General features: G+C 58.6%; 16 protein-coding genes and 2 pseudogenes. 7 read left to right on the top strand and 11 right to left on the bottom strand.

Annotation, left to right across the window (positions count from 1 at the left end):
• Nucleotides 1–161 precede the first annotated feature (161 nt).
• Together ACZ5Y5_RS09015 and lepB are read right to left on the bottom strand one after the other, a co-directional pair.
• Nucleotides 162–449: a hypothetical protein gene (locus tag ACZ5Y5_RS09015; protein ID WP_464808313.1), complete on the bottom strand. Its 288-nt coding sequence runs from the start codon at nt 447–449 to the stop codon at nt 162–164.
• 516 nt (nt 450–965) lie between these two features.
• Entirely contained in the window at nt 966–1,910 is a 945-nt protein-coding gene (gene lepB / locus ACZ5Y5_RS09010) for a signal peptidase I (protein ID WP_464808312.1), read from the bottom strand.
• Between the two features lie 133 nt (nt 1,911–2,043).
• Between lepB and ACZ5Y5_RS09005 the strand changes: the two genes are divergently transcribed.
• Complete coding sequence (locus ACZ5Y5_RS09005) at nt 2,044–2,505, top strand: acyl carrier protein (protein ID WP_464808311.1); 462 nt, start codon at nt 2,044–2,046, stop codon at nt 2,503–2,505.
• Between the two features lie 197 nt (nt 2,506–2,702).
• On the opposite strand, the gene ACZ5Y5_RS09000 is transcribed toward ACZ5Y5_RS09005, so the two are convergent.
• The 3 genes from ACZ5Y5_RS09000 to ACZ5Y5_RS08990 form a co-directional block, all read right to left on the bottom strand.
• A complete protein-coding gene (locus ACZ5Y5_RS09000; protein ID WP_464808310.1) occupies nt 2,703–3,224 on the bottom strand; it encodes a hypothetical protein in 522 nt (173 codons plus the stop codon).
• A 527-nt stretch (nt 3,225–3,751) separates the two neighbouring features.
• Nucleotides 3,752–5,008 carry an IS701 family transposase gene (locus tag ACZ5Y5_RS08995; RefSeq protein ID WP_464808309.1) on the bottom strand — a complete coding sequence of 419 codons (1,257 nt, stop codon included), beginning with the start codon at nt 5,006–5,008 and terminating at the stop codon, nt 3,752–3,754.
• Nucleotides 5,009–5,995: 987 nt separating this feature from the next.
• Nucleotides 5,996–6,670 (bottom strand): hypothetical protein, encoded by a 675-nt coding sequence (locus tag ACZ5Y5_RS08990; protein ID WP_464808308.1) that lies wholly within the window; start codon nt 6,668–6,670, stop codon nt 5,996–5,998.
• A gap of 594 nt (nt 6,671–7,264) precedes the next feature.
• On the opposite strand from ACZ5Y5_RS08990, the gene ACZ5Y5_RS08985 reads away from it, so the two are divergent.
• Together ACZ5Y5_RS08985 and ACZ5Y5_RS08980 are read left to right on the top strand one after the other, a co-directional pair.
• Complete coding sequence (locus tag ACZ5Y5_RS08985) at nt 7,265–8,254, top strand: hypothetical protein (RefSeq protein WP_464808307.1); 990 nt, start codon at nt 7,265–7,267, stop codon at nt 8,252–8,254.
• A 324-nt stretch (nt 8,255–8,578) separates the two neighbouring features.
• Nucleotides 8,579–9,139, top strand: coding sequence for a tyrosine-type recombinase/integrase (locus ACZ5Y5_RS08980; RefSeq protein ID WP_464808306.1), 561 nt, complete (start codon nt 8,579–8,581; stop codon nt 9,137–9,139).
• Here ACZ5Y5_RS08980 and ACZ5Y5_RS08975 read toward each other — a convergent pair.
• Nucleotides 9,127–11,334 carry a TonB-dependent receptor gene (locus ACZ5Y5_RS08975; RefSeq protein WP_464808305.1) on the bottom strand — a complete coding sequence of 736 codons (2,208 nt, stop codon included), beginning with the start codon at nt 11,332–11,334 and terminating at the stop codon, nt 9,127–9,129. The two genes, ACZ5Y5_RS08980 and ACZ5Y5_RS08975, sit on opposite strands and share 13 nt — an antisense overlap.
• A gap of 262 nt (nt 11,335–11,596) precedes the next feature.
• On the opposite strand from ACZ5Y5_RS08975, the gene ACZ5Y5_RS08970 reads away from it, so the two are divergent.
• The 3 genes from ACZ5Y5_RS08970 (at nt 11,597) to vapC (ending at nt 13,579) form a co-directional block, all read left to right on the top strand.
• Nucleotides 11,597–12,622: an IS110 family RNA-guided transposase gene (locus ACZ5Y5_RS08970; protein WP_464808304.1), complete on the top strand. Its 1,026-nt coding sequence runs from the start codon at nt 11,597–11,599 to the stop codon at nt 12,620–12,622.
• 373 nt (nt 12,623–12,995) lie between these two features.
• Complete coding sequence (locus tag ACZ5Y5_RS08965; protein ID WP_464808303.1) at nt 12,996–13,190, top strand: type II toxin-antitoxin system VapB family antitoxin; 195 nt, start codon at nt 12,996–12,998, stop codon at nt 13,188–13,190.
• Nucleotides 13,187–13,579: a type II toxin-antitoxin system VapC family toxin gene (vapC, locus tag ACZ5Y5_RS08960; protein ID WP_464808302.1), complete on the top strand. Its 393-nt coding sequence runs from the start codon at nt 13,187–13,189 to the stop codon at nt 13,577–13,579. Before ACZ5Y5_RS08965 ends, vapC begins: the two co-directional genes overlap by 4 nt.
• Before the next feature lie 271 nt (nt 13,580–13,850).
• Here the strand turns inward: vapC and ACZ5Y5_RS08955 are convergent, their stop codons facing one another.
• Nucleotides 13,851–14,729 (bottom strand): 3'-5' exonuclease, encoded by an 879-nt coding sequence (locus ACZ5Y5_RS08955; protein ID WP_464808301.1) that lies wholly within the window; start codon nt 14,727–14,729, stop codon nt 13,851–13,853.
• 71 nt (nt 14,730–14,800) lie between these two features.
• Nucleotides 14,801–15,183 (bottom strand): annotated as a pseudogene (locus ACZ5Y5_RS08950) (secondary thiamine-phosphate synthase enzyme YjbQ).
• Nucleotides 15,184–15,975: 792 nt separating this feature from the next.
• Here ACZ5Y5_RS08950 and ACZ5Y5_RS08945 point away from each other — a divergent pair.
• Nucleotides 15,976–16,143 (top strand): annotated as a pseudogene (locus tag ACZ5Y5_RS08945) (ATP-binding protein); the annotation flags it as partial.
• A 196-nt stretch (nt 16,144–16,339) separates the two neighbouring features.
• On the opposite strand, the gene ACZ5Y5_RS08940 reads toward ACZ5Y5_RS08945, so the two are convergent.
• The 3 genes from ACZ5Y5_RS08940 to ACZ5Y5_RS08930 form a co-directional block, all read right to left on the bottom strand.
• Nucleotides 16,340–16,840 carry an RES family NAD+ phosphorylase gene (locus ACZ5Y5_RS08940; protein WP_464808300.1) on the bottom strand — a complete coding sequence of 167 codons (501 nt, stop codon included), beginning with the start codon at nt 16,838–16,840 and terminating at the stop codon, nt 16,340–16,342.
• An 8-nt stretch (nt 16,841–16,848) separates the two neighbouring features.
• On the bottom strand, nt 16,849–17,199 hold the full coding sequence (locus ACZ5Y5_RS08935; RefSeq protein WP_464808299.1) for an MbcA/ParS/Xre antitoxin family protein: 351 nt from the start codon (nt 17,197–17,199) through the stop codon (nt 16,849–16,851).
• A gap of 186 nt (nt 17,200–17,385) precedes the next feature.
• Nucleotides 17,386–17,868, bottom strand: a complete 483-nt coding sequence (locus ACZ5Y5_RS08930) for a hypothetical protein (RefSeq protein WP_464808298.1) — start codon at nt 17,866–17,868, stop codon at nt 17,386–17,388.
• Between the last annotated feature and the right edge of the window lie 76 nt (nt 17,869–17,944).

The raw sequence follows: 17,944 nt of genomic DNA, 5'->3' as shown, positions 1-17,944 counted from the left end.
GGTTCTGGTCACCGCCCCGCTTGTGCTTTACCCGGTCGGCTCTGCTGTCGTACTGCTCGCCGCCTGCGCAAGTGGTAATTGTCTGTGATGTTCGGTCACAACTGCGGCGGGTGGATTTTAGACGGTCGACTTCTACGGACACAACGGCGGATAGCGGACTTTCAATCCTCCATGTTCCGCACAGTCCAAGCGCCTCCAACGGTGGCGCGTTCAGCGCAGCATCCGGGATCGACGGTGGGCATACCTTCCATTGATCGCAAATGCCTCTTTATCTCTGCCAAGCACAGCACCAAGGCCTCAGACGCGGAATGGTTTTTCTCGCCGCAGAAGAACTGGATGTCTCCCTCGCTGTCGTGCGCAAAAAGAAGCACAGGCAGACCACCCCACACATGGGTGCATACGATTGACGCACGATTTTCTGGAAACGCGTATCCGGCGACATTGATCATTTCAAAATCCTACTTCCTTTCATGATGCCTGCAATCAGGATCAGTAAGAAATCGTCGTTACTCGCCCTTACCAACTATCCGATTTACCAGCCATCGAACCGCAAGCCCTACTATGAGCGCGACCGATGCAGACGGCAGCACAACGTGGGACCAGAAACCTTTGCCGCACGGAATATCAGGCGCGCAGTCACCCAGCGCTTCGACCATTAAGAGGATGGTGAAGATGGGGAGCGTGATGAGCAACGAATGCCGCAGCCCCACTTACCACCCCGCGTTCCACCACCCCGGTATCCACCATCACGCATCCGCCGATATTACCAAGCGAGCGAGTGTCCGCTAGTGGCACCAACAATCGACTTGCGAACGGCGCTTTCTGATCGCTCGCCGCTCGGCGGCTTTCCAATCTCAATCGGACCAGCAGGTTATCGGCGGCGCAGCGTGGTTCGGGGGCTGGGAACGACAATGGCGGGCGGAAAGGGGGCGGTCAGCTTTCGGCTGAAAACTACGGAATGCTACCTATTGCTGATCGTCTAACCGCATACCGATTTTCTGGCGATCATCGCTCCAATGAATATACATCGGCCGGCCGATTACCGAATTCATCGACACCATACCGACGCCAGATGCTTCTGGCGAAACGCGGCTGTCGGCGGAACGATCGCGGTTATCCCCTAGGACAAACAGGCGGTTCGCCGGTATCTTGATCTCAGCCATCTCATCTAAATTGAAGGCTCCCATATCGAGAACCTGATGTGTTGAAGCCTCGCCCGGAAGGCGCTCAGTCAGCATCATGACCGATCGCTGCCCATCGTAGCCGAGAATGTTCATTCTTCCGCCAGGCAACTGAACAGCCGATTTGCCGTTCACGATTGGGACGCCGTCCCGCACGGCAACCCTGTCTCCCGGAATCGCGATGATCCGACTTACCCGGATGTTACTAGGCCCTTTGAAAATGATAATCTGACCACGCCTGTATGGTCCTTGCCACCGCATGTCGGCAATGAACTTGTCTCCCTTACCAATCGTTGGCGCCATGCTTTCTGATGGAGCATAAAAAGGCTTGTATAGCCGGTGCATCAGCGGTGCCATAAGGTTGAGCGGAACCAGGACCGCAATCGCTACTGCAACCAACCAATACCAGCGAAACCACCTTTGCAGAGGCGAGCGGAGGCCACTTCTGCGCCACGTTAAGATGGTTGATATGACATAGAGTGCAGCCACTGAGGCAGTAACCGCGGCGAGAGCAAGCACCGCATGACCAAAGCTCGTGATAGGGAGGCACCCCATCCCAAGGCCAACCAGCAGAATCAGGATGAAGGGCGCGATCAAAAGCAAAGCACCCGCACGCCATTCGCCGACACGAAGAAGTCCAAGACCTGGAACGATTAAGTTGAGAGCCGTAATTCCGGCTCGCGCCAGATATCCTCTACGATCTTCTCGATCGTAAGATGCCTCGTCCATGCCTGACACGCTCCGCATCCCCTCAATAGCACCAGCAGACGTGTCTAGCGGCGGCTTTCCAACAATGCGAGGCTCTGAGTTAGTGTCTGACTTTGGTCGCTTGTTACCTCGCTTATCCTTGCTAAGAAATCTCATGATCGAAACCCCTAGCGACACACTGGCCAGATTGCTGATCGAAAAACATGGCGTACCTGCTTCGGATATTGAGCATAGCGCACGGATCGTTTACGATTTGGGTATTGATGGCGATGATGCGGCCGAACTGCTCCACGATCTCCAAGCCGCCTTCGGCACAGATTTGACGGCTTTAGACGGGCAGTGGCGGAATTATTTCAATACCGAAGGGGCAAGCCCTCGCGCTATCTTGATCGGCATACCGGCGATCATTCTATGCGGTGGCTTAGCTGGCGTGCTGGTGGCATGGCTGCAATGGCCGAAGCTAATAGCTTTGGCCTTAGCCCTTGCGTTGTTCGTCGGCGGGGGATTGGCGTGGTCGCGATGGTTCGGCAAGGGCCTTCACCCGGTGACGGTCGGCGGGCTGGCTGAAATCATTCAAGCTGGTAAGTGGCCTGACGATCCTCTCAGTGTCCGCTAACCGGGCAGTGATTTGATCCCCTAAGCGTTGAAAACTGGTCGGCTGCCGCTGGGCAGCTTGCTAATCTCGAACCTGGCCAGCGGGTTATTGGCGGCGCGGAGCGATTCGTAGGCCCAGAATGCCGGTGTCGGGTGGATGGCGGAATGTCGGCTTTGGACCACAAAGATGGGTAAGCAGACGTTGGTATGATCCAACCTTCAAAGCGCCTTTAATAGAAGGACAATACAAAGCGCTGCGTTCAAGGCTAGCAGCAGTAAGCATCCCGGCTCGATCCAATTCCGGGGGCTGGTCCATGGGAAACCAATATAAGCAATTAGACCTTCAATGGTCGTTGGCAACGCTCCATCTTCTTCATACCCACTCAGAACCGCCCTACCGTTTTGAGCAACTCGGACCCTCGCATCGACCGTATTTTGAGCCAAAGAGGTGAGCCACCTCAAAACAATCTCAGGGCCATCGGGGCAATCTTCTCGCCGTACAATAATCACCTGTCCAGCCGCCCCAAAGCCCAAAATAAGCCGCTTCCCGGCGGCATTAAAGGCAAATACCTGCGATTGTTCGACAGCCCACGGTTCTAATTGACGAAGCGCATCGCCTTCGCTTCGATATATCGAAACGTCACCCGGCATGTTTTCTTCTATGCTTGTGCCGTCGCTGTCATTGAGGATTACGACTTCATCGAGCCAAGTTGAACACGCGGACATAACACCTTCTAGCATCGCGATGGATGTCCGCAATCGGTAACGGACGCGAGGGCGCAAAACAGCCAAAACTGGTCGTTATCGACCTGCTCGACTGCGGGCACGGGCCTGGCGTGCTGCTCGCCTCTTATCTCGCTTGATTTGCGCAGGTGACGGCTTCGCTGCCTTAGCTGGCTGCTTGACACCACCGCAGATGAGACGCGAAAAATATCGAGCTACATCGCCGACGAACAAGGACAGCACCTCTTTGACGATATCCTGCACCATTCGCGACGCATAGGTGAAGGACGGTCAACAGACAAGATTTCACTCAGAGCCATGTCCGCTACCGGCCGAACGCAGCGCTACTCCAAATGTCCTCAGATGGTCGACTAACGCCGCAGCCGTCCCCGACGGCCGACACCTCAAAAGGTGCTACGTTGAAACGCTCCGATTACGCCATTTTCTCGGTCGACTAGCACTACTTTGGCAGAAGTGCGGACGGGGGTCTGGTGAGGCTACATCCGCAATGAGGACAATGGTCCGGGGGAGAGCGTGACAGGTGGTCAAGAATGGCTTGGCGCACTGCTGGCAGGCTGGGTTGCGGCGGCGGACCGAGGACTCTTTTTTTTCCGTCCCGCCTGAGCGATCCGGCGGCTTTGCAGAAAGGCATAGGCCATCATCGTCATCAAGGCGTGGCGGTGGAGCCCGGTCCAGAACCGGCCCTCGAAGTGGTCCAGGCCGAGTTCTTCCTTGAGTTGCTGATGGGCTTGCTCGCATATCCAGCGCGCCTTGATCGCGCCGGCCAAAGCCTTGATCGGGGTGTCGGCAGGCAGGTTGGAGAGATAATATTTGCGTTCGCCATTCGAGCGATGCTCGCCCACCAGCCAGGCATCCTCTCCCGGCATGTGCTGCGCTCCGGCGGAACCGATCCGCTGGGGCGTTCCGTCGGCGATGCGCACACGCACTGCGGCAAAGCGCGCGGCCAGGCGCCCCTTCGTCCCCTTGCGCCAACTGACCTGACGCCACTTCGCGTCCTCGAGCATGACGTGTGCGGCCCGGGATTTGACGTCCGGCACGTGCCGCACCCGCGGTCGCCCGCGACCCGCCACCGGGAAGATCAGTTGCACGTCGGCCGGGTAGACCTTTTGGTGCCGGGGAATGCCGACGGCCCAGCAAAGGCCGCGCGCGCTCAGCGCCTGCCGGAACGGAGCGGACAACCCATAACCGGCATCGGCCAGCACGCAGCCGAAGCGCACCCCGGCCGCAATAACTCGATCGATCTCCTCAATCGCGATCTCTGGCTTCGTGCGATACTCACGCAAGGGCGCAGGCACGCCGGCCTTGTCCATGCGCGCAACATCGCTCGTCCAGCTTTCCGGCAGGAACAAGCGCAAGCTCAGCATGACTGGAACTTCGCCCGAGGCCAGCGTCACCGACACAAGCGTCTGGCAGTTCGCATTCTTGCCCAGCGCCGTGGCGTACTGCGGTGCGACGCCAACCGACGCCTTGCCCTTCTTCGGCAGCGCGGTGTCGTCGATGATCAGCCAGGCTCCGTCACCGCCGACCATTTCGTTCGCCTGGCTCCACAAGGTCGCTTCCAGCGGCGCGCTGTCCCACAGACCTGCCCCGATGAAATGATGCAGCCGATCATAAGCGATGGCTTCCGAGCGGGCCGCCATAGGCTGGATGCTCTTGCGATCACCCGGCCCAATCAGACCGGCGATATAGGCCGGACACATCCGACGCCGCGTCTTGTTACCCAGCCCCTCCAGATACGGGGCAAGCCACCGCTCAAGGTCCGCCTGCCAATCCTCGTCCATCGCCAGCCTCCGTCAAAGCTGGCTCCCCATGAATCACGCATTTCACGCCAAGGGAATCCCAAAAATCATACTTCTGCCAAAGTAGTGCTAGGAGCAAAATGCGCGGTTGAAGCCGCCGACGCATTTTTCCGTCGCAAATTGGGATACACCAGCAACAGGCTAGACGGCTGACTTTGGTCGCCTGCCGCTGGGCGGCTTTCCAAGCCCGCAGCGGACCAGCAGGTTATCCCAAGCATAGCGGCATTCGTCGGAAGGGAGCGAAGATGCCGGGTGGATTGCGGAAGGTCGGGTTTCCAACAAATACATGTAGGAAGCGGACAAAGATTAGTTGCGGTGAGGGTTGCTGCCCATTTTTGCCAACCACGCATTGTGCTCTGCAACGTCCTTAGGTGCAGCGATCCATCCCAAAATGAGAGTTCCGACCCCTTGCCCAATGACATGAGCGCCCATCGGAGGCCAAAAAAAGGTCCACATGGTAACGGGCAGGATTGGCGGCAAAAGGAATAGACATATCAAGCCGCCTACAATCATCGCTCCGGCGACGAAGGCGATTGAGCGCCGTTCCTCATGTAGAGTTTTAGCGTCGGGCCGAGAAATAACCGGCACAAATGTCGGTTTAGGATCAGGCCATTTGCGACCCATCCAAAAGCTCAAGCAAGTCATTGATAGGCCAATGCCGAATGCTGCAAGGGGAGGTGGCTGAGCCACCCCACAGCCTAAGATGCTCGCGACCGGCAACAACTGACTGAGTCTATTCATAACTGACAGCTACGGTGCGTGAGGTTGCTGGACCGTAAAGAGAGGATCGACACTGGCCGGTAACAGCGGCGCGAAATACCACAACCTACGACAGAAATTAGTCGCCTGCTGCCCGACGGTTCTTGACGGTGACGTTCCTACCGACCTTGTGCCCTAGGAGGGGTGGATTCCCGTCCGTCAGCTTTCCGGCAGCAAGTACAGGAGAGCCGCGATCCCGATTAGATTGGCTTAAGTTATAACGGCTGCACCGCGCGCCTGTTGCTGCCCCTCTACAAACGCCGTCTCATAGATGCTTGTCCATTCCTTAAGCATTTCAGGCGATGCGCCACTTGCATCAAGGCTTTCGCTCCGCTTGTTGTGCACTTTGTCCCAGAATTTCATTGTGATCGGTCCTTTGGAGACAACGGCCGATGCAACGGATCGGACGACCGAACGAAGGTTTTCAGTGGAGGGAGGCGCGTTGTCCGTGCCGGACCGCTGGAGATAAGCTAACCAGCCGATCGATTCCGTGTGACGCTGAGAGGCATCGAAGACACGGAAAAGGATGCGGCCGGATCCTTCAACTTCAGGGAGCCTGCTCCAGACTTCTTGAAGAAAACCAGTACCGAAGCCCAATAGCGCATACTGTTGAGCGGGCTCTCGCGCTGCTAGATCATCATTAACATCGACACTCATCGCGGTGTAATCGGTATAACCGATATAGCCTTCCGGTCGGCCTAAAAAAATTTCAAAGCTGTCAGTCGCCGCTGAAGCGAGTTGGATTGGCCATTTCGACTGGGGATTGTCCATGGCCCCGCGGAAATCAGGACGCTTCGAAGTTGCAAGACGTTTGTAGACCGCCGTTAGAGCCAACGCGACAATGATGCTCGATAATCCGAGCAAGTCGTGGCGGAAGAGTGCCATGCGCGCGATCCCGAATCCTCCCGCCACAATGATAGCGAAGAGAGTAAGCGCAGGAAGCCTTGGGTGAATATTCATCCATCCCGTTTATTCGGCGGTAACCAGCGACACAAGCGCACCGCCCGCCCTTCAATGTCTACTTCGGAGTGTCGAAATTTAGCTACTGAATGACTGGCTTTGGTCGGCTGCCGCTGGGCGGCTTTTAAGTGCGAAACCGACCAGCAGGTTATCGGCGGCACGGGATGATTCGCGGGCAGGGAGCGACGATGCCGGGTGGATTGCGGACGGGCGGCTTTCGAGATGTTGACGGCGGTTAGCCGGGATTAGCAGCCCTCGTTCTGGCATCAATATTGGCTGAGGGATGAAAACTTTGCATTTTGCTGAGGTGAGACGGGCATGACACCACGACCACTAGCAGCGACCTTGCTATTGTTCCTTTCCGCCTGTGACAGTTCTCTGCTCTTTGAGAAGCACGGTGCCTCGTCCTTTGTTAGAGACGCTCGTTATGAGGTCTGGCCCAAGGACAAGGTTATCCATTTTCGACAACCAGCGAATGCGATCTTCGCCACTCCAGCCGCCGTCGATTAAGTTGCGGTCATGGAAGGTCAAGGCTGGGAGAAGAGTCACGGTTATAAGGTCAAGGTCTATCGGTCGGCCAATTTGCTTAGAGAGGACGTCGTCGAGAACGGGCGCGAACATACTTCGATTTCAGATATAAAATCGGGGGCATCGATCAGCTTCTCTGGTTCTGAAGCTGTGCGCCGGGGATTTTCAGTGTGGGGTGCGGTGACTGCTTCGCCGGTGGAGGTTCGCCAGACCGACCAGACAGATAAGGTGCTCGGCGAGCCATGCACTGTCTGGTCGTTCTATCATGATCCTGTGACGCACGAAAAGTGCCTCACGACGGACGGCGTCATCTTGTGGCAAAAGCAAATCGGCTCCGGAGGCGTGGAGATTAGCGAGTCCAGGGTTGTGTCCCTTACGCGGCGGCGGGTTGAGCCGGACGAGATAGCTATTCCGCGCGATTTGCTTGATTGGTCAAGATGGCTTGATGCCGGTGATGGGAAGCGCGGTTCACAGCCCAATGACCAAGTTATCCTTGAAGGCAATGAATGGAACGGCCGGGGCGTCCGGCAGACGATTCGCCGTCTGGGCCACATTGAATCTGTTTCAGATGCCAGCGGAGAGAAGCTGCGGCAGCGGGTCATGTGGAGCAACGCTACCGTTTCCTTCGAGAAGGATGAGAAGGGGAATTTCAAGACCCTGAACGTTCATCGGACAGAGGCGGGGCCGCCTCCTTCCATGTGGTCGGCGGATCGGCCGTTGATTGGGTATGACGCATTGCTTGGGCGTCGATGCGGTTGGCGCGTGACCATTGATGCCTCCGAGGGGGATACGAGGGAGTGCCGCACCTCTGATGGTTTGCTGCTGAAGAGTTCAAATCGCTACGTCAGTTCCGTTGGGCACCTTGATGCAAAGTCGATCACGGTTGGAAGAGTGTCGGTGAGCGATTTGATCCCGCCCAGAGACTGGCTCGATATGACGAACTGGACCAAAGCTGCCGAAAGAGGGAGTTCCAACCGCTAGAATGTCCGTGGCAGTCCATCAAATCCCCTGATCGGATTCGCCTTGCGCCCGTCTTCGTCTGCTTTTGGGGCGTGAAGCAACGGAAATAGGTGTCTGAAGCTGGTCGCCTGCTGCCCGATGGCTTCCTTCGCAAGGGTAAGGGCAGCTGTCCTGAGTCGCTTGCCGCTGACCGGTCGTTCTGGAATCGGCCATCATGGGCATCCAGGGCGGGGAAGCGGACGAGCCGCAGCTGGGAACGGAAAATCGGCTGTTGAATGGCCGATAAGGGTCGACCTAACTTCGAGCGTTGTGCGGTCGGGCCATCGCGGCCCGAGGAGAAGTGTCATGGGATTATCAGAATTTGATCCCGCCGCACGCGAACGAGTGTCGTGGAACGCCGGGCGCAAGGTAGGTGCAAAGCGTGCGCTGAAACCACGTCAAATCTGGGCAGTCCGCTTCTTTCTTGATCAGAATGGACGGATCCGAGATCGCGCGCTCTTCGACCTCGCCATCGACAGCAAGCTGCGCGGCTGTGACCTGGTGAAGATCAAGATCGGCGACATCGTTTGTGACCGGAAAATTCGGACGCGGGCTATCGTCGTTCAGCAAAAGACGGGGAGACCTGTTCAGTTCGAACTGATGGACGATGCCCGTACCAGCCTGCTGCGATGGCTGGAATTGAGGGGCGGCGCCCTGGAGGATCACGCCTTCCCTAGCCGTACCGATCATACAAACCACATTAGCACGCGCCAATATACTGCACCTGAGCGTCGGATGCATGCGGCAGCAGAATCCAGGCGTCCTTATGCACCAGCAGGGCGCCCAAAATCCCAACACCGCCAGAACAAGGCCGATCAATCCGCCAAGCCAGCGATGCAGGAGGTCGAGCGTCCTCAAAAACTGTAATCCCAACTCAGGGTGAAGGTGCGACCGCGTCCCGCGAAATAAGCGAGGTTGTCGGTCGGCAGCCGCGTGTCGCTGCTATAGTCGATGTAGAATTTGTCGAACAGGTTCTGCACACTCAGCCGCAGCCCGCCGAAGCCGGTCTGATAGCGGAGGCTGGCGTCGGTGACGTGATAGCCTCCGAAATTATTGCGCCGGTCGGGTTGCGTCAGCCCCGGATCGGCATGGAAGGTGCGCGACAGGAAATATTGCGTCTGCAGGATCGCCGAAACCGGACCGCGATTGAAGGTGGCAGACAGGTTGACGCGATCGGGTGAGATGTTCACGCCGTCGAGATCGGTGTCCACCACGCCATCGGCGTTATTGTCGTAGCGCCCCTCGATATGGGCGTAGCCGATGCCGAGCTTCAATCCTTCGATCGGTGTCTCGCTGCGCAGATTGACTTCAATGCCCTCGATCTCGATGCGCTGACGTTGCACGTCGAAGTTGCGCCCGAGGCCGGGGACAAGGAGCTGACCCTTGTCGCTCGACGACCAGAAATAGGTGGCCGATGCGTCGATTGGGCCGCGCTTCGCTTCGACGCCGATCTCACGGTTGTTCGACACGATCGGTTCAATGGCGAGATAGCTGTCGATGTCGACGCCGGACAGATTGGCGGAGCGGGCAATGCGGCCGACGTCCGGCGCGGTATAGCCCTCGGCATAGCTGGCGTAGGCGCGGATGCCTTGCCATGGCTCGATGATGACGCCGCCATTCAGCAGAAGATCGTCGAACTGGGGCTTGCCGCCCGCAACGGCGACGCCGCCATAGGTCGACGTGCCGCAAGGCGTCCCGGCCGGCAGGCCAGCGGAGCAAGCGACAAAGGTTGTTGACGCCAGCGTGTGATAATCGTCGATCTTGATCTGGACATTTTCCCAGCGCGCGCCACCAGCGATGCGCACCAGACCGTCGAGCAGTTTGAGATTGGCCTGGGCGAAGGGGGCGAGGCTCCGGAACTCGGCCGGGGGCACCCAGACGCGGTTCGTGGCGATCAGCCGCTGCTCGGTCTTGTCCCACAGAGCGTCGAAGCCAAGAGTCGCGGTGAGTGCCTCGAAGCCCGGCATCGCGCGCTCATAGCTGAACTTCGCACCGACTTTGCGCGAGCGGTTTTGCGACTGGTCGAACAGCGTGTTGACGGGCGCGAGAGCCGGGTCCTGGAAGGTCGCGATCGGCGCGATCTCACCGCCGAACGTATCGTGCGAGCGGTTGAAGAATATCTGGCTGATGAAATTGCCGCCGAGCAGATCAGTGTCGGTGTAGGACAGCGCGATGCTTTCGGTGCGGTTGGCGGCCGGATCGCCCGGAGGAGCGCCGCGGACCGCACTGGTCGGCAGGCCGGCGTTGCGGTTGCCCGCGACCGCTACGAAATCCCCGTCGCCCTTCAGCTCGAAGCGGCTGGCGATCAGGTCGATCCGGCCGGTCGCTGAAGTCGCGTAGCCAAGGCGTGCGAAGACATTGGTCGTGCGCGAGTCCTGCGTCTCGCCCTGCGTCAGGTTCAGGCCAACGCGGCGGTCCTGGCCGTCATAGAATACGCCGCGCTTTTCATAGGTGGCGCCGATCGTCGCGTCGAAATTGCCGGCCTTATACTGGAACAGGCTGCCGGCCTTCCAGCCGAGTCCGTTGGAGTGGAAGCTGTTGTCGGCCGTGCCCTGCAACAGAACCCGGCCGCCTAGGCCCTCTTCGGTCGGGGCGCCGACCGTGACCTGATTAACAATGCCGCCGGTGCCGCCGATGCCCTGTAGCGCGTTGGAGCCGTAGATCAGTTCAACCCGGTCGATAAAGAAGCCGTCGATGGTGAAGCCGTCGCGGGCGCCGTCGCGCAGCGGGGTCGATTGCGGAATGCCGTTGATCGCGTAGAGAGGCGAACGACCGCGCAGGGTTTCGCCCGCGCCGGAAAGCTTCTGGCGGGTGGGCGAGAAGGATGGTGTCAAGGTTGCTACGGCGTCGGTTACCGAACCGGAAATCGCGAGCTGCTGGTCGAGCGTCTCCTTGTTCACCACATCAATCGTCAGCGGCAGTGCGTTTGCGGGCAGAATACTCCGGGCGGCAGTGACGACGATCGGTCCTTCGGACTCGGCTTCAGACACAGGTTGCGCGTTTGCGGTGGTGGCCAAGAACAGTGCTGTCGTAGAGAGCAGAGTAGAACTGATGATGCGCATGAACAAACCCCTAGTTTGCTGCGCGCGCTAATGGATCAAATATACTAATGCAAGTCATTCGCAGCCAGTCTGGCTCTGGATCGGTTCTGGCGATCGCGGGTCATCGCGGTTGATCGAGCCCGATCAGCGGCCGTTCGGCTGAGCGCCACTTTTTGCCATGACAGTGCCGTTACCTCATTCCTGAAACCGTTGGGGTGGACGCCCCCTGACGGCATCGATGTGCCAGAGTGGAGGTGTTGAAGCACCACTGCAGGAGGCGTCCATGGGTGAGGTTAGCACAGTCGGCATTGATCTGGCCAAATCGGTTTTTCAAATTCACGGCGCGGATGCGAGCGGCGCGGTCATGGTCCGCAAGAAGCTGCGGCGTGACGAAGTCCTGGCGTTCTTCTCGACGTTGCCGTCGTGCACGGTGGCGATGGAGGCATGTGCAAGTGCTCATCACTGGGCGCGCGAGATTGCCGCATTGGGGCACGACACGAAGCTAATACCGCCCGCGTACGTGAAGCCGTTCCTCAAGCGGCAGAAGAACGACGCGGCTGATGCGGAAGCGATCTGCGAGGCAGCACAGCGCCCGACGATGCGGTTCGTTCAAGGCAAAAGCGCGGAGGCGCAGGCATCGGCGGTCGTATTCCGGACTCGCGACCTGCTCGTGCGCCAGCGCACCCAACTGATCAACGCCTTGCGCGGCCATCTCACCGAGTTCGGCTACATCGTTCGCCAGGGTGTCGGGCACGTCGGCAAGCTGGTCGAGATCGTCGGCGATCCTGCATCCGACATTCCGGCTCAGGCGCGACCCGTGCTGGTCGTGATCGCGCAAGGGCTGGAAGCGCTTCAGACGCAGATCGCCCTGCTCGACCGCGAAATTGCGAACCGTGCGAAAGCTGATCCCGTAGCGAAGCGGCTGATGACGATCCCCGGCGTCGGCCCGGTGATCGCCACCGCACTGGTGGCGCTGGCGCCCGCGGCCAGCACCTTCCGTCGTGGGCGCGACTTCGCGGCCTGGCTCGGTCTCGTACCCCGACAGCACTCCAGCGGTGGCAAGGAGCGCCTCGGGCGGACAACTAAGATGGGCGAGCGTAGCTTGCGCAGGCTTCTGATCATTGGCGCGAGCTCGGTGACGAAGGTTGCGGCGCGCAATCCTGATAAAGCTGGCGCATGGCTGGCCGGCATGCTGGCGCGCAAGCCACGCATGCTGATCACCGTCGCGCTGGCGAACAAGATGGCGAGAACCGTCTGGGCATTGATGGCCCACGGCGGTTCCTACAGAGCTCCAGCTGCGGCGGTGTGACCGTCAAAGCTTGAGGCGTCAGGGACGCAAGGAAGGTCAGTAGAGAGGTATGGCGCAACGGTCAGAAGACGGGGTCGGGAAAACCAGTGAAATGACCAGGCGCTTCGAGCGCGCGAAACCGGTCTGGATCCGATCCGCGATCTCCATACAGGCCAGCAGCCGTGATGATGGTTGCATCAACAGGCCGGACACACGGAAGCACCTGCACCTGCGCGCGAAAATCTCCCGAATACCCCCTTGTATCCGGTGGGGCGTCCACACACGGTCGTTCGTTCAGATGCGGGTGGGGCCGGGCCTGAGCGAATCTGCCTGATCAGATTGATCCGCAGTCCAACATGCGTTATGTGTATGAATCGGGAAAAGGATACACATTATGCGGACCAATATCGTGATCGACGATGATCTTATGACCAAGGCGCTTCGTGCCACTGGCTTGAAAACAAAGCGCGAGGCGGTGGAGGCGGGGTTAAGGTTGCTCCTTACGCTCCAGTCGCAGGCCAAACTTCGGGGCGCTCGCGGCAAGCTCGCCTGGGAAGGGAATCTCGATACTATGCGAATCGACGGATGATCCTTGTAGATTCGAGCGTTTGGATCGACTTCTTCCGCGGCACGGCTTCTCCGCAGGCGGACCTGCTTGATTCACTGCTCGGCAAACAGCCGCTGTTGATCGGTGATCTCATTCTGGTCGAGGTGTTGCAAGGCTTCACCAGCGAGCGCGATTTCAATCAGGGCCATCGCCTACTTGGATCACTCGAAATGATCGAGATCGGCGGCCGAGATATCGCAGTGCGGGCAGCTCGCAATTTCCGCACGCTCAGGGGGCTAGGTGTCACTGTTCGCAAGACGATCGACACGTTGATCGCAACCCGATGTATCGAAGCTGGCCTGGCCCTGCTTCATAGCGACCGTGACTTTGATCCATTTACCGAACATCTGGGGCTTGAGTCCGTATACTGAAATCCTTGCCGGCTGTCCGGCGACAACTCGCCCAGTCTGTTTCAAACGGCGGACCGTGGTCGTGTGCGGCGCGGCGGGTTTCTCGAGCAAGCCAAGGCAGCTTTCCTGAGTCGCCCGCCGCCAAACCGTCATTCCGGAATCGGCCAAGAGCCGCCCGGCCGGCGCTGGGGGCCGCGACATTCTGTCAGCGCCACGGCTGCCGGGATCCAGTCGATGCGGCGCATTCTGCTTGGCCTCAGATGGACATGCCGGGCCGCTGATCGAGCTTTGGCTAGCGGTAGCGTTGATCCGCGCTGACGGGCAGGAACGCGGGTTCGCCAAAACCCGCATAGACATCGCTCAGCAGCCAAAGTTGTTCGGCTTCACGATCACATTCGGGAATGTCTTTCCACCAGAAGCGCAGTGCCCCGTCCCAACGGTAGCCCCGCGCTTTGAGGCGGTCCTTGGCATCGAATGGCGCGTCAATCGCGTTGACTCGGTAGGTCGGCTTTTCCGAGCAGGCGATAAGCTTAGTGAGGATCGTCTCGCCATCAGCACAGCCCTGCGCCAGCAGATAGAGAAGGGCCAATATGTCGTTCTCCGCGCGATGTCCTTCATAGAACCAGCCACACTGGGCGACCAGATGCGCAAGAGCCCGGCCGTCGTAGCCAAGCTCCAGCCAGTCCAGCTCTGCCATAGAACAAGCCCATGGCTTGCCGGCGACAGCTGGCAGGCGTTTTTCGATGAAGGGGCGATCAAAAGCGGCATTATGCGCCACGATAATGTCAGCCGAGCTTAATATCTCGATAGCTTCCATCTCGTCGATCATCTTGCCGGCGAGATCTTCATCGCTGATGCCTGTGAGCTGAGTGATCCGCGGCTCCAGGGGAATGCCAGGATCTTCGCGCCAGACACGTGCGGTGCCCACCTGAATTATACGTCCAGCTTCATCAAAGCGGAAGCGCTGCACCGCAAGCTCGATAATGTGGTCGGTGTCTCGGTTGAGCCCCGTCGTTTCCACGTCTAATGCTACCCCTACGCGACAGCGTCCCAGCGACGGGCCGTCATGAAATTTCGTCAACGGTACCAGTCGGCGCAACACGCGATAGTCGGAATGGCCCGACAATATCTCGGCAGCTTGGGCGTGCTCATCAAGCGACAGGTGGCTCATCGTCAGCTTGATAGAATAATCAGTAAACTCAGGGAAGCGGACGAACTTCGAGTGGGGCCTCGCAGGAGCGCCTACTCGCCGATGAGGTGCAGCACAATCGAACGTCTATGCGGGCGCCTGCGATGCTCGAACAAGTAGATGCCTTGCCACGTGACAAGGGCAGGTCGACCGCCCGAAACCGGAATGGAGAGCTGGACGGACGTGAGGGCGCTGCGGATATGCGCTGGCATGTCGTTGAGACCCTCATCGTCATGTGCGTAGAGGTTGGGATCCTCAGGTACGGCCCGTTCAAACCAGGCTTGCAGATCGGTGCGGACTTCCGACGCCGCATTCTCCTGGATCAGAAGCGAGGCCGAGATGTGCTGACAGAAGAGGGGCAGCAGCCCTTCTTTGATGCCGCAGCCTTAGCCCAATCTATGATCCGGCTGGTGATCTCGAAAAAGAAGAAGCGTATCGCGGAGCTGCTTGCGCATGTAGAATGAACTTCTTGGTCAAGGAAGCGCTTGATCTGAGCCTAGGCGATTGCGTCGGTGTCGCCCTTTCGGTGCCGTGCGCATGCACGGCGTCAGGCTGTCCGTTCAGTCTAATCTGCCAGCAGCGGAGGGAGATGGACGGCATTCCCCTTAAGCCAGCGACACTATATGATGGTCCAGAGGCAGAGCGACGTTGACCGGCGTGATCCGGATCAGGGACATAGCGACAATCTGATCATCATGGGCGGTATCGCAATTGGTCAGAAATTCTCCCGGGAAGGCGCGACGGCGAGCTTAACCGTCCGGAGCAGAGCTGTGCCAGCCCCGCCCTCTTTCATCTTCCAAACAAACTGGCTTGGTGCCGCTGTTCAGCGGTCTCATGTTAACCTCTGTTGTCACCCGGCCAAGCCCGTATAAAGCGCGCCCAGCTCGAGCTGGGTCATGACAACAGAATCTGGAATCTCGATAATGCCAACAACAATGCGCCGGACCAACGGCGCACTTCACCAAAGCGGTGGCGGAAGGCGCGGCCCATAATTGAATTCCCCATGCCGATGTTCACAGAGTGGGTCGACCCATCCATGCATTGGCTCTACGGCTGACGCATGGATGGGGCTGCCCACCTATTTTTTTGACCTCGCCGTCCGCCAGAGGGTTGCGATGCTCGTCAGGATGGCCGCCACCCCAAGCAAGAACGAACCGTCGATAATCACCATTGCCGACTCCTTTCCTGGCAGGCATGTTCCACATTTGTTCTCATGTAGGAAAGGAGATTCGTTGACGCCAAGATGACCACCGCGCTCCTAGATCGGCTCACCCATCACTGCCATATACTGGAGACCGGCAATGACGGCTTCGGGTTCAAAACAGCTCTGCCCGCCAAGCTAAACCCAGAAAGGAGAAACCCGCATCTTGACCCACATATGACATCGGAAACATAACCGTCAGGCGGGTCACTTCGCGGTGGAAATCCCGGGTCACTTCTCAACGGTAATCAACAATGACGGCTTCGAGTGAGATCCGGCGGCACTCGACCCTCGGCTATCTCAGTCCCATAGATTTCGCACGAGAAGCTGGTGTAGCCCGATTGAGCCTATCTCAGTGTCCGCCGAACCGGCAGCAGGCCAAGTCTGAAGTTCAAATCTTGTCCAGGCGTCCGTCATCGTCGATGAGCGTGATCTTCGACGGTGGTCGATTGCTCCACTTCCAGAGCACGAGATTAACATCACCCTCGCTGGCCCCGCGAGCGAAGCTGGGAACAAGCAAGCCGTTGAAACCCTCGGAGATGAGGGATTTGGCGAAGATTTGGGTATGGGCCTTTCCGGTAGCCCTCATTTGGTCGCGCCAGCTCGGGTCGGATAACCCGGCCAGGGTCATGTTGAATTTATTCAATTCAGCAGAATCGCGCCCGTCGAAGATATTCTCGATATCGGCATCATAGGCGACGATGGTCGTGGGTTGGAGATCGCCGACCTGGTTTGCCTCCCTGATGGCGGTCTGAAATGAGGTTGCAAGGTAGAGAGCGACAGTTCCTTTTGGGTTAAAACGGCCGCCGTATGACGCAGCGCCTCGGCCTGAAAGTGGCTCGCGTGCATAGATCGGGTTCAGCGCCCGGTAGAGCTTGCCTTGATAATGCATGGGGGCGGTTAGGCGTAAACGCCTGCGTCGATGGCGTCGATATATTCCAGAACTTCGTTTGCCCGCCCGGCTTGCACGAGCTGCATCGCCGTCTGGCCGGAGAATCCCGACAGTGGCTCAGCCCTGTACCAGGCATAAGCGATCAGAGGAGATCCGAAGCGAGGGCTGGTCTTGGTTATTATTTCGACCATTTCCCTCAGGCGCCGCTGGGTTTTATCGGATCGCAGCCTCTCTTTACGTTGAACGGCGTCGCGACCTAAGCCCGCCGAACGAGCAACTTCCTCGCTGGTCGTGCGGAATGCCGTTGCGATTTTGCTGGGGGCAAAAAGCCCGTGATCAGCATATTCTTGCAGGCCCATATAACAATCCAGACGCAATCATTTTGACGCAATTTAGCGTCAGAAAGAGAGGCATGCAAGGGTGGCATCGCGAGCGCTGACATTCTGCTCGCTTTTCAGAGGAACTTGGAAGAGTGACCTCCCGCCCTTTTGTTAACATAATGTGCCGAGGCCTGGCCGCTCGCCGCTCGCGCGCTCCTCCGATTTCTACGAAGAAGCCAGAGCTGAATTGCTGCAAGCGTTTGACAGTTGGAGAAGAGCTGCGCGCAAATCCGCCTGACGAAAAGGCTTCGTCAGGCGTGGCAGGTCGGGGTCTATGCCGGTAGCATCGGCGTAACCGGACATGATCAACACTTGCGTTCGGGGCAACTGGCGGAGCACAGATCGCGCAAGTTCATGGGCAACGGCTTCCTGCTGCAGATCGCGCTGCCCTTCGTCCCTTGCGCCCCCCAGTGCTCGCTCGATGTCGGGCGGACGTGTGTTGTGGACTTTGATCAGATTGCTGTAATAGGTGTTCATCAACCGTATGAGGTTGGCCAGGTTCGAAGCGGTCGTAGGATGGAGCGAACGCCCAAGGCGCTCTGCGTTGGCCGCTACCTCGGCAGTCGGGTCGGGCAAGTCTCCATTTAACGTTTCGATCCGCGTAGGCTCGATGCGGCTAGGGTTTTCATCAGGCTGTTCGCCGATCATCTGGCCGATCTTAGCAAGCCCGCGAAATCAAGGAAACTGTCGGGATGCCTTGGGCTGGGGCCTTGTGTCCTCCCTT

The sequence above is a fragment of the Sphingobium sp. TomTYG65 genome (assembly GCF_055395525.1).
This window is presented reverse-complemented; position numbering and strand designations above follow the sequence as displayed.